9 protein-coding genes are annotated in these 11,620 nt (G+C 58.8%); 2 read left to right on the top strand and 7 right to left on the bottom strand.

The genetic code is table 11. The features are described 5' to 3' along the window. The 4 genes from ACR0NJ_RS04545 to rpsL form a co-directional block, all read right to left on the bottom strand. A partial coding sequence (locus ACR0NJ_RS04545) for a GTP-binding protein (RefSeq protein ID WP_215675807.1) occupies positions 1–91 on the bottom strand: 91 nt, incomplete at its 3' end. Between the two features lie 60 nt (positions 92–151). After that, on the bottom strand, positions 152–2,269 hold the full coding sequence (gene fusA / locus ACR0NJ_RS04540; protein WP_480815935.1) for an elongation factor G: 2,118 nt from the start codon (positions 2,267–2,269) through the stop codon (positions 152–154). A gap of 18 nt (positions 2,270–2,287) precedes the next feature. After that, positions 2,288–2,758, bottom strand: coding sequence for a 30S ribosomal protein S7 (gene rpsG / locus ACR0NJ_RS04535; RefSeq protein ID WP_039529242.1), 471 nt, complete (start codon positions 2,756–2,758; stop codon positions 2,288–2,290). A 15-nt stretch (positions 2,759–2,773) separates the two neighbouring features. Next, positions 2,774–3,145, bottom strand: coding sequence for a 30S ribosomal protein S12 (gene rpsL / locus ACR0NJ_RS04530; protein ID WP_005621086.1), 372 nt, complete (start codon positions 3,143–3,145; stop codon positions 2,774–2,776). A gap of 387 nt (positions 3,146–3,532) precedes the next feature. Between rpsL and ACR0NJ_RS04525 the strand changes: the two genes are divergently transcribed. Then, the gene (locus tag ACR0NJ_RS04525; protein WP_480815934.1) at positions 3,533–4,348 is read left to right on the top strand and encodes a putative rhamnosyl transferase; all 816 of its coding nucleotides are present in this window, start codon (positions 3,533–3,535) and stop codon (positions 4,346–4,348) included. Here the strand turns inward: ACR0NJ_RS04525 and ACR0NJ_RS04520 are convergent. Further along, complete coding sequence (locus ACR0NJ_RS04520; RefSeq protein WP_480815933.1) at positions 4,333–5,202, bottom strand: DMT family transporter; 870 nt, start codon at positions 5,200–5,202, stop codon at positions 4,333–4,335. The two genes, ACR0NJ_RS04525 and ACR0NJ_RS04520, sit on opposite strands and share 16 nt — an antisense overlap. Before the next feature lie 285 nt (positions 5,203–5,487). On the opposite strand from ACR0NJ_RS04520, the gene ACR0NJ_RS04515 reads away from it, so the two are divergent. After that, positions 5,488–6,540 carry a TRAP transporter substrate-binding protein gene (locus ACR0NJ_RS04515; protein WP_480815932.1) on the top strand — a complete coding sequence of 351 codons (1,053 nt, stop codon included), beginning with the start codon at positions 5,488–5,490 and terminating at the stop codon, positions 6,538–6,540. A 151-nt stretch (positions 6,541–6,691) separates the two neighbouring features. Here the strand turns inward: ACR0NJ_RS04515 and ACR0NJ_RS04510 are convergent, their stop codons facing one another. After that, positions 6,692–7,177, bottom strand: a complete 486-nt coding sequence (locus tag ACR0NJ_RS04510) for a RidA family protein (RefSeq protein ID WP_480815931.1) — start codon at positions 7,175–7,177, stop codon at positions 6,692–6,694. Positions 7,178–7,365: 188 nt separating this feature from the next. After that, entirely contained in the window at positions 7,366–11,607 is a 4,242-nt protein-coding gene (gene rpoC, locus ACR0NJ_RS04505; protein WP_480815930.1) for a DNA-directed RNA polymerase subunit beta', read from the bottom strand. Between the last annotated feature and the right edge of the window lie 13 nt (positions 11,608–11,620).

The following is an 11,620-nucleotide window of genomic DNA, read 5'->3' as shown; positions in this document are numbered from 1 at the left end:
CTGCGGTCAGCGTCGTTTTACCATGGTCAACGTGGCCAATCGTGCCGATGTTGACGTGCGGTTTTGTACGCTCAAACTTTTCCTTTGCCATGATGGCCTCCTTTGTCGGTAATGACAGGAGCCCGCTAACCGGGCTCCCTCAAATCTTCGCTTACGCGTATTTCGCCTGGATCTCGTCCGAGATGTTCTGCGGAACCGGATCGTAGTGGTCGAACTGCATGGTGAACTGGGCACGGCCAGACGACATCGAACGCAGAGTGTTGATGTAGCCGAACATGTTCGCCAGCGGAACGAACGCGTCGATCGCGATGGCGTTGCCGCGTGGTTCCTGACCAGAGACCTGGCCACGACGCGAGGTCAGGTCGCCGATGATACCGCCGGTATATTCTTCCGGGGTGATCACTTCGACCTTCATGATCGGTTCCAGCAGCTTGGCGCCAGCTTTGCGCATGCCTTCACGCATACACATCCGCGATGCGATTTCGAACGCCAGAACGCTCGAGTCAACGTCGTGGAACTTACCGTCCAGCAGGGCAACCTTGAAGTCGATCACGGGGAAGCCAGCCAGCGGGCCGCTGTCCATGACCGAGTTGATGCCCTTTTCAACACCCGGGATGTATTCCTTCGGAACGGCACCACCAACGATGCGGCTTTCGAACGAGTAACCTTCGCCCGGCTCGGTCGGCTGAATCTCAAGCTTGACTTCCGCGAACTGACCCGAACCACCCGACTGTTTCTTGTGGGTGTAGGTGTGCTCGACCGGCATCGAGATGGTTTCACGATAGGCCACCTGCGGTGCACCAATGTTCGCTTCAACCTTGAACTCGCGCTTCAGGCGGTCAACCAGGATGTCCAGGTGAAGTTCGCCCATGCCCTTCATGATGGTCTGACCGGATTCCAGATCAGTTTCCACACGGAAGGACGGATCTTCGGCGGCCAGACGGGCCAGACCCTGGGACATCTTCTCTTGGTCGCCCTTGGTTTTGGGCTCAACCGCGATCTCGATCACCGGATCGGGGAAGGTCATGGTTTCCAGAACCACCGGATCCTTCGCGTCACACAGGGTGTCACCGGTGGTGGTGTCTTTCAGACCCGCCAGCGCGATGATGTCGCCTGCAAACGCTTCTTCGATCTCTTCCCGGTTGTTCGAGTGCATCATCATCATACGACCGATGCGCTCTTTTTTACCTTTGGTCGAGTTCAGGATCGAGTCACCCTTGTTCATGGTGCCCGAGTAGATCCGGGTGAAGGTCAGCGAGCCAACGAAGGGGTCGTTCATGATTTTGAACGCCAGACCCGAGAAGGCCATGTCGTCGTCTGCGCGACGTGCGATGTCACGAACTTCTTCCTCGTCGCCGGGTTTGAAGCCCATGTAATCAACAACGTCCAGCGGGCTGGGCAGATAGTCGATCACAGCGTTGAGCAGGGGCTGAACGCCTTTGTTCTTGAACGCAGACCCACCCAGAACCGGAACGAACGCGATGTCCAGAGTGCCTTTGCGCAGCAGGGCGCGCAGGGTCGGAACGTCGGGCTCATTGCCTTCCAGGTATTCCATCATCGCGTCGTCGTCCATTTCGACGGCCGCTTCGATCATCTTGCCGCGCCATTCGTCAGCCATGTCTTTCAGGCTGTCGCGGATCGGAGCTTTGATCCAGCTTGCGCCCAGGTCTTCGCCCTGCCACAGCCATTCTTCCATGGTGACCAGGTCAACCAGGCCTTCCAGCTCGGACTCGGCGCCGATCGGAATACCAACCGGAACAGCACGTGCGCCGGTGCGGTCTTCGATCATGTTGACGCAGTTGAAGAAGTCTGCGCCGATCTTGTCCATCTTGTTGACGAAAACCATCCGCGGAACCTTGTAGCGGTCAGCCTGACGCCACACGGTTTCGGTCTGGGGCTCAACACCGGCGTTTGCGTCCAGAACGCAGACGGCACCGTCGAGAACCGCCAGCGAGCGTTCGACTTCGATGGTGAAGTCAACGTGGCCGGGGGTGTCGATGATGTTCAGGCGGTGCTTGGGGGTATCGGCGGTCTGACCGTCCTCGGTGCGCTCCCAGAAAGTGGTGGTCGCAGCCGAAGTGATGGTGATGCCGCGTTCCTGCTCCTGCTCCATCCAGTCCATGGTGGCTGCACCATCGTGCACCTCACCGATGTTGTGGGATTTACCAGTATAATACAGGATACGCTCCGAGCAGGTGGTCTTACCTGCGTCGATGTGCGCCATGATACCGAAGTTACGGTATAGTTCGAGCGGATATTCGCGTGCCATTTTTGATAAGCCTCTGAATTACCAGCGGTAGTGGCTGAAGGCCTTGTTCGCCTCGGCCATCTTGTGGGTGTCTTCGCGCTTCTTCACGGCGGTACCGCGGGACTGTACAGCGTCCAGCAGTTCACCGGCGAGGCGTTCTTCCATGGTGTTTTCGTTGCGGCCGCGCGCAGCAGTGATCAGCCAGCGGATGGCCAGTGCTTCGCGGCGCTCGGGGCGAACCTCGACCGGAACCTGATAAGTTGCACCACCAACCCGGCGCGAGCGAACCTCGACCGACGGTTTGATGTTGTCGAGCGCTTCGTGGAACACTTCGACCGGTGCGCGCTTGATCTTGTTCTCAACGCGGTCAAAGGCGTTGTAGACGATGCGCTCTGCGACCGACTTCTTGCCGTCGATCATCAGGTTGTTCATGAATTTGGTCAGAACCTTGTCGCCAAATTTGGCGTCAGGCAGGACTTCGCGTTTTTCGGCGGCGTGACGACGTGACATATCAGCCTCTCCTTCTTACTTGGGACGCTTCGCGCCGTATTTCGAACGGCGTTGCTTACGATCTTTGACGCCCTGAGTATCCAGAACACCGCGCAGGATGTGGTAACGCACACCGGGAAGGTCTTTCACACGGCCGCCACGGATCAGAACAACCGAGTGTTCCTGCAGGTTGTGGCTTTCACCGGGGATGTACGAGATGACCTCGAACCCGTTGGTCAGGCGCACCTTGGCAACCTTACGCATCGCCGAGTTCGGCTTTTTCGGTGTGGTGGTATATACACGGGTGCAGACGCCGCGTTTCTGCGGGCACTGCTCCAGGTGCATGGACTTCGAGCGTTTTACTTTGGGCTGCCGCGGTTTGCGGATCAGCTGTTGAATAGTTGGCATTCCGGTTTCTTCCCCGTTTTGCAACACACATGACATGCACGCGGGCTGCGTGCGGTTAAACTTCGCTGCACTCATGCGTCCACAAGCGCAAAACCCGCGAGCGTTCCCATTCCGAGGTGAACGTCGCGGTTTGTTATCAGAGGGCGCGAACTGCAAAATTGTCCGGGCCTTGACCAGTTCATTACTGAAATCGGTTATGGGGCGGCCCCCGGTACCGAGATGTCGCGCGTAATAGGGGGAGTCGGCGCGCGTGTCAACAGCACTTGGCACCGTGTGCCCCCTGGGCCGGATTGCGCTGATTTATCAAAGCCTGCAGGCCCCTTCCACCGTTGCGGGTTCCGGGCCGCCCCGGCATAGTGCGCGCAGACTTCGGACATTGGATGACGCATGCAAGTGATAGGGCTCTGCCGGTTTTCCTTTCCGGCCCTTGGCAGCTTTCAGACCGAACATGAAACGCTGAAGGACCGGCGGAGGTTTCTTTACAGCCCTGAGCGGCTGGAAGAGCGATTCCGCCTGTTTGAATCCTCGACCCTGCCCTGCTTTCGCGAACATACGGACGAGGATTTTGAGCTGCTGGTCGTGGTCGGCCACTGCCTGCCCAAACCGGCCTTTGACCGGCTGCAAGACCTGACCACAGACGTGAAACAGGTGCGGATTGTGCAAAGATCATCGGATACAGACAAACGCCACCGGCATGTCATGAAAGACATCCTGAACGAGGCCCGTACCCGTCCCGACCAGCCTTGCCTGCAATTCCGGCATGATGACGATGATGCCGTGTCCGTCGATTTTGTGGAACGCCTGCGCGAGGCAGCGCGGGACAGCAAGGCACTGATGGATCGGCATCGACTGGTCGGGATAGACTTCAACAAAGGGTTTTTCGCCCGCCTGAACGCCGAGGGGATTTTGGCGACCGAGACGTTCAAACCGCTACTCGGGGTCGGCCTCGGTATGCATGTCCGGGGGGGCTGCAAACAGACGATCATGAGCTTCACCCACCACAGGGTCGGTCGCTTCATGCCCGTTGTCAGCTACCCGGATGCGCCGATGTGGGTACGATCCCTGAACGGCTTCAACGACTCCAGAGGCGCGCGGAACAACACCAAGGAATTGCTGCCCCTGACCCCCGAGCAGGAGGGCGAGTTCATCGCTCGCTTCGCCATTGATCAGAACGTGGTCCGACAGGTTCACTCTGCCGCCTGATGTGAGCGTTCGCGGAACAGGGTGAACACCCCAGCGGCCACGACCAAGGCGGCCCCGAGCATGGTGATCACATCCGGCCACTCTCCGAAAACGGCCCAACCCAGCCCCAGCGCCCAAAGCAGGCTGGAATACCGGAAAGGGGCAATAAACCCAACGTCGCCTTCGCGCATGACCATGACGCTGCACAGATAAGCCACCAGAACAAACACCGCCGCCGAGGCCACAAGCACGCCGCCGCCGGGCGATACAGGTGACCACCCCTCGAAGACCGAGACGAAGCCGGCGGTTAGCGTGATCGACAATGATGCGGCCAGCGTAACGACCATCGAAGGCACCTGCGCCGACATCCGACGCGTGATCAGATCGCGCACTGTCACCGAAATCACCGCCGCCAGCGCGTAGGCGGCATAAAGGCTGAACCCGTCCGGCCCCGGGCGTACGATCAGCAGCATCCCGGCAAAGCCGACGCCAATGGCCAGTATCCGCCGCCAGCCGATCTGTTCCGAGAAAAACAGCGCCGCCCCCAGCGTGACCGTCAGCGGCAGGGCCTGCAAAACCGCCGTCACATTCGCCAGCGGCATGTTCTTCAGAGCGGTCAGAAAAAAGAAGGTGGCCGCCAGTTCGGCAACACAGCGGATGGCGATCAACCACTTGTCATGACTCGGAAAATTCAGATGCAGCGCACCAAGGTACCGAGCGAGAAAAAAGATCAACCCAGTGGCCAGAACCCCACGCATCGCAACCAGTTGGAACAGCGGCAATTCCTGCAGCGCCACCTTCACGAACGTGTCGTTCACGGTAAACGCGGCCATGCTGCCCATCATCAACAGGGCACCTTTGACGTTGGGGGTCATTCCGGTTTGGTCCGATCGCAAGTGAACAGGACCATTGGCCTGTCGGGTCGGCCTAATGTCAACTTATTAATGATCGCCCGCCCGACACAGCCTTTTCCAGCAAAGGGTGCCGCGCTCGGACATCAAAGCCAGGTCAGCTTTACGGGCTAAAGCTGCAGTTTGATCTTGAACGAATGCGTGTAAATTCAAGGATAATGGAGGCCGTTTTGATCCACATCTCGAAAACATCCGCCGCATCGACAATCACGCACCCTAAAAACTAACGCCACAGCCCCGGAGGACGACATGACAAAGATGACCAAGCTGGCCCTGGCTGCCTTACCCTTTTTGGCCATGAGCGGGCCGAGCCATGCACAAGATGTCACAATCACACTGCAATCGGCTTTTCCGACCAGCCTTCCGGTCGTCGACACGATCCGGCAGTTTGAAGCAGATGTCGAGGCAGCCTCCGGCGGGACGATCCAGATCGAGCTGGCGGAACCTGGCGCGATTGTCCCACCGTTCGACATTCAACAGGCGGTCTCTTACGGCGAGATCCAAGCGGGCTATACCGCTGCGGCCTACCTTCATGGGTCCTTGCCCGTCGCGTCGTTTTTCACGTCGATGCCGTTCGGGCCGCAGGCGCTCGATTATATGGCATGGTTCTACGAAGGCGGCGGGATCGAGCTCAATCAGCGCATGTATGACGATGCGGGCTTTGACCTCGTGACTATGCCAATCACCTTCACCGGCATGGAATCGGGCGGCTGGTTCAACACACCCATCCATGGGGCCAACGATTTTGCCGGGCTCAAGCTGCGCTGGACGGGGCTGGCCTCGGAAGTGCTGGCGAGCCTTGGGGCGGATACCGTGCTGAGCGCTGGCGGAGAGATCTTTCCATCGCTTGAAAGTGGCGACATCGACGGGACCGAGTTCAGCTTTCCCCAGGTGGATCTTGCGCTGAACTTTCCACAAGTGGCTTCGTACTACTATTTCCCCGGCTGGCACCAACCCTCGACCATGATTGAGTTGGTCATCAACCGCGACGTTTGGGACGGCCTGACAGACAGTCAACGCACGATCATCGACATGGCGGCCAGAACCAACGCAATGCGTTCGGTCTTGAAGATGGAATACTCACAAGCCGCTGCCGTCGCGCAAATGGCGGAACAGGGCGTGGAGGTCCGACTTTACAGCCCCGAGACCCTGGACAGCCTCCGGGTTGCCTGGGACGCGCTTGTCTCCGAGATGGCCGCGGCCGACCCCTTTGTGGCAGAGGTTTGGGACAGCTTGCAGGCCGCGCGAACGCAGGAAGACGCCTGGGACGCGTTAACCGAAACACCTATGCAGCGCCCATGATCTGCCGTCTTAGCGCGATTCTTGGGCTTCTGCGCCTCGGGGACTGAGTCGAACCTCTGCTCAACATGAGCCGGGCCACAATGGGCTCAGTGCCATCATTCGCTCTGCTTGGCGTGAACGGTCGCAATGCGAGCGAAGCAGTCGCTCGTGCTTACGGACAAATCTGCACTTCGCCCTCGATTTCCATCGCGAAACCCAACGGCAGCCCCGAAACACCAATTGCCGATCGCGCATGTCGGCCCACCTCTGGTCCAAACACTTCCACTACGAGATCGCTGAATCCATTTACCACCAAATGTTGCTCGGTGTAGCCGGGACTCGAGCTGACCATTCCGAAAACTCGTGTCCAGCCGACAATCCGGGACAGGTCACCAATTTCAGCTTTAATGTTTGCCAACACCGAAAGTGCAATTTCGCGAGCTGCATCATAGGCTTGTTCAGTTGTTAGCTCAGCACCGACCATGCCATATGGACCTGCAATACTGCCGTCCATTGCGGTCTTGGGGCTTCCAGAAAACAGGAGACGGTCACCCCGAATGTTAACGAATGCGAACGGCAGGTGCACGCCTACAGGCGGCTTGGCAGCGGCGGGCAAGCTCAATCCGAGTTCACGCAGTCTTTCTTCTGGCGCTGCCATCTCAATCCTCATGAGGTCAGCATCTCGGAAGCACCATATCAGACACCGGAGCACCTGTCTGCTTTGGGCTCGAAGTCGTTAATCACATTGAATCCATAGCCCGCAGCAAATCCCCTGCCGGCATCCTTCCAAATAAGAAAAGGCCCCACAAAACTGCGGGGCCCTTTGATCCGTTTGTGCCGCTGCGGTTATTCGCGGCTTTCCGGGGTTTCCACCAGAACGTCCAGCTCATCCCCGACCATATCGTCGTCCATGACCGGCGCAGCCAGAGCAGCGGCCGCTTCGGCCTCTTCCCGGCGGGCTTCGATGACCACATTGTCACGCGACTGCGCGATGTGGCGGACGGCTTGCGTGGCCCCACCGGTCCCGGCGGGGATCAGGCGACCAACGATGACGTTCTCTTTCAGGCCAACCAGCTTGTCCTTCTTGCCCTGTACTGACGCTTCGGTCAGCACGCGGGTGGTTTCCTGGAACGACGCCGCCGAGATGAACGAACGCGTCTGCAGCGAGGCCTTGGTGATCCCCAAGAGGATCGGCTCACCCTGTGCCGGGCGACCGCCACGGTCGAGGGTCTTCTCGTTGGCCGCGTCGAACTCTTGCTTGTCGACGTGTTCGCCTTTCAGCAGGGTGGTGTCGCCTGAATCCAGGATCTCCCACTTCTGCAGCATCTGGCGCACGATGACCTCGATGTGCTTGTCGTTGATCTTCACACCCTGCAGACGATACACGTCCTGCACCTCGTCGATCATGTAATCCGCCAGCGCTTCGACACCCATGATGGACAGGATGTCATGCGGAGCCGGGTTACCGTCCATCAGGTATTCACCCTTCTGGATGAAGTCCCCTTCGGCGACCGGGATGTGCTTGCCCTTGGGCACCATGTACTCGATGGTCTCCATGGACTCGTCCGCCGGTTCGATGCTGATGCGACGCTTGTTCTTGTAGTCGCGGCCAAAGCGCACGTAACCATCGGCTTCTGCGATGATCGCGTGATCTTTCGGGCGACGGGCTTCGAACAGTTCGGCCACACGCGGCAGACCACCAGTGATGTCCTTGGTCTTGGCGCCTTCACGCGGGATACGCGCGACAACGTCACCGGCTTCGATGGTTTGGCCATCTTCAACCGACAGGATCGCATCCACCGACATCGGATAGTGAACCGGGTTGCCCGCATCGTTGCGGACCGGCTCGCCATCTTCGCCGACCAGAATGATCTCGGGCTTGAGGTCGCTGCCTTTGGGGGCGGCGCGCCAGTCGATCACGATCTTCTGGGTCATACCGGTTGCATCGTCGGTCTCATCCCGGACGGCAAGGCCCGAAACAAGGTCAACGTATTTCGCGGTACCGGCTTTCTCGGCGATGATCGGCAGGGTGTAGGGATCCCATTCGAACAGCTTGTCGCCACGGGCCACTTTCGCGCCGTCCTTGACGAACAGCTTGGAGCCGTAGCCCAGCTTGAAGCTGGCGCGTTCCTCGCCGTGTTCGTCGTTGATCACCAGCTTCATGTTCCGGCCCATGACCAGGCTTTCGCCTGCGGCATTCACCAGGATCTGCGGGTTCTCGAACGCGACAACACCTTCCTGGTTTGCTTCCTGGAACGACTGCTGACCACCTTGCGCAACACCACCGATGTGGAAGGTCCGCATCGTCAGCTGCGTACCGGGTTCACCGATGGACTGCGCGGCGATAATGCCGACAGCCTCGCCTGTGTTCACCATGGTGCCGCGTGCAAGGTCACGACCGTAGCAGGTTGCACAAACGCCTTCCTCGGACTCACAGGTCAGAGGCGAGCGGATGCGCATCGACGCAACACCGGCTTCGTCGATGGTGTCAGCCATACGCTCGTCGATCAGCTGACCTGCAGCCACGATCACCTCATCGGTGCCCGGACGCAGAACATCGTCAGCGGCCACACGACCCAGCACACGTTCGGCCAGCGAGGCAACAACCTCACCGTCGTTTACGGCTGCTTCGGCAGTGATCGCACGCTCGGTGCCACAGTCGATCTCACGAACGATACAGTCTTGCGCCACGTCCACCAGACGACGGGTCAGGTAACCCGAGTTCGCCGTCTTCAGAGCGGTATCCGACAGACCCTTACGGGCACCGTGGGTCGAGTTGAAGTACTCGAGAACGGTCAGACCTTCTTTAAAGTTCGAGATGATCGGCGTCTCGATGATGTCACCGTTCGGCTTGGCCATCAGGCCGCGCATACCGCCCAGCTGTTTCATCTGAGTGACCGAGCCACGCGCGCCCGAGTGGGCCATCATGTAGACCGAGTTCGGTTCCTGCTCGGACCCGTCCTCTGCCCGATCCGACGACGAGATCGTCGACATCATCGCCTCGGTGACGCGGTCGTTACACTTCGACCAGGCATCGACAACTTTGTTGTACTTTTCGCCCTGAGTGATCAGGCCGTCCATGTACTGCTGTTCAAAGTCCTTCACCTGACCGCGGGTGTCATCAACGATGCCCCACTTGTCGTCGGGAATGACCATGTCGTCCTTACCGAACGAGATGCCCGCCTTGAACGCTTCTTTGAAGCCCATCGACATGATCTGGTCGCAGAAGATGACCGACTCTTTCTGACCGCAGTAACGGTAGACGGTGTCGATCACCTGCTGCACTTCTTTCTTCCGCAGCAGGCGGTTGACCAGCTCGAACGGCGCCTTGTTGTTCATCGGCAGCAACGCACCCAGCCGCAGACGGCCCGGCGTGGTTTCATAGCGCTTCTGAACTTCGTTGCCTTCGTCGTCGATCTGCGTGATCCGCGCGGTGATTTTCGAGTGCAGATGTACTTCACCCGCGTCCAGCGCGTGCTGAACTTCTTCGATCGAACCAAAGACCTTGCCTTCGCCAGGCATGCCTTCGCGTTCCAGCGTCACATAGTACAGACCCAGGATCATATCCTGCGACGGAACGATGATCGGCGCGCCGTTTGCTGGCGACAGAACGTTGTTCGTCGACATCATCAGAACACGGGCTTCCAGCTGCGCCTCAAGGCTCAGGGGCACGTGAACGGCCATCTGGTCACCGTCAAAGTCGGCGTTAAAGGCCGAACAGACCAGCGGGTGCAGCTGGATGGCTTTACCTTCGATCAGGACCGGCTCGAACGCCTGAATGCCAAGACGGTGCAGCGTCGGCGCACGGTTCAGCATGACAGGGTGTTCGCGGATCACCTCGTCGAGGATATCCCACACTTCGGGACGCTCTTTCTCGACCAGTTTCTTCGCCTGCTTAACAGTCGAAGACAAACCCTTGGCTTCAAGGCGCGAGTAGATGAACGGCTTGAACAGCTCCAACGCCATCTTCTTGGGCAGACCACACTGGTGCAGCTTGAGTTCCGGCCCGGTTACAATGACCGAACGGCCCGAGAAGTCGACGCGTTTCCCCAGAAGGTTCTGACGGAAGCGACCCTGCTTGCCTTTCAGCATGTCCGACAGCGATTTCAACGGACGCTTGTTGGCACCGGTGATCACGCGGCCACGACGGCCGTTGTCGAACAGAGCATCCACGGATTCCTGCAGCATCCGCTTTTCGTTGCGGACGATGATATCCGGCGCGCGCAGTTCGATCAGACGTTTCAGACGGTTGTTCCGGTTGATGACGCGGCGATACAGATCGTTCAGATCCGACGTTGCAAAACGGCCACCATCCAGCGGAACCAGCGGACGCAGTTCCGGCGGAATGACCGGGATCACGGTCATCACCATCCATTCGGGCCGGTTGCCCGACTCGAGGAAGGATTCAACAACCTTCAGACGCTTGATGATCTTCTTGGGCTTCAGCTCGCCGGTTGCTTCGGCCAGATCAGCGCGCAGCTGCTCGGCTTCGGCTTCCAGATCGATCTGGGCAAGCATTTCGCGGATGGCTTCGGCACCGATATTGGCGGTGAACGCGTCCATGCCATAGGCATCCTGCGCGTCCATGTACTCTTCTTCGGTCAGCATCTGGCCGTAGGTCAGGTCAGTCAGGCCGGGCTCGATGACGACGTAGTTTTCAAAGTACAGAACGCGTTCCAGATCGCGCAGCGTCATGTCCAGCATCAGACCGATACGGGACGGCAGCGATTTCAGGAACCAGATATGTGCGACGGGCGCGGCCAGTTCGATGTGGCCCATACGCTCGCGGCGGACTTTCTGCAGGGTGACTTCCACACCGCACTTTTCGCAGACAACGCCGCGATACTTCATCCGCTTATATTTGCCACACAGACATTCGTAGTCTTTGATCGGGCCAAAGATACGCGCGCAGAACAGACCGTCACGCTCGGGCTTGAACGTCCGGTAGTTGATGGTTTCGGGTTTCTTGATCTCGCCATAGGACCAAGACAGAATCCGCTCAGGGCTGGCCAGCGAGACCTTGATCTCGTCGAAAACCTTCGGGGGCGTCAGCGGGTTGAACGGGTTGTTGGTGATTTCCTGGTTCATTTGTTACCTCAAA

Source organism: Ruegeria sp. F11, from assembly GCF_056533855.1.
This window is presented reverse-complemented; position numbering and strand designations above follow the sequence as displayed.

Bases quoted from the DNA above. Each gene is read 5' to 3' on its own strand.
- fusA (WP_480815935.1), bottom strand. From the start codon at position 2,269: ATGGCACGCGAATATCCGCTCGAACTATACCGTAACTTCGGTATCATG.
- rpsG (WP_039529242.1), bottom strand. From the start codon at position 2,758: ATGTCACGTCGTCACGCCGCCGAAAAACGCGAAGTCCTGCCTGACGCC.
- rpsL (WP_005621086.1), bottom strand. From the start codon at position 3,145: ATGCCAACTATTCAACAGCTGATCCGCAAACCGCGGCAGCCCAAAGTA.
- ACR0NJ_RS04525 (WP_480815934.1), top strand. From the start codon at position 3,533: ATGCAAGTGATAGGGCTCTGCCGGTTTTCCTTTCCGGCCCTTGGCAGC.
- ACR0NJ_RS04520 (WP_480815933.1), bottom strand. From the start codon at position 5,202: ATGACCCCCAACGTCAAAGGTGCCCTGTTGATGATGGGCAGCATGGCC.
- ACR0NJ_RS04515 (WP_480815932.1), top strand. From the start codon at position 5,488: ATGACAAAGATGACCAAGCTGGCCCTGGCTGCCTTACCCTTTTTGGCC.
- ACR0NJ_RS04510 (WP_480815931.1), bottom strand. From the start codon at position 7,177: ATGGCAGCGCCAGAAGAAAGACTGCGTGAACTCGGATTGAGCTTGCCC.
- rpoC (WP_480815930.1), bottom strand. From the start codon at position 11,607: ATGAACCAGGAAATCACCAACAACCCGTTCAACCCGCTGACGCCCCCG.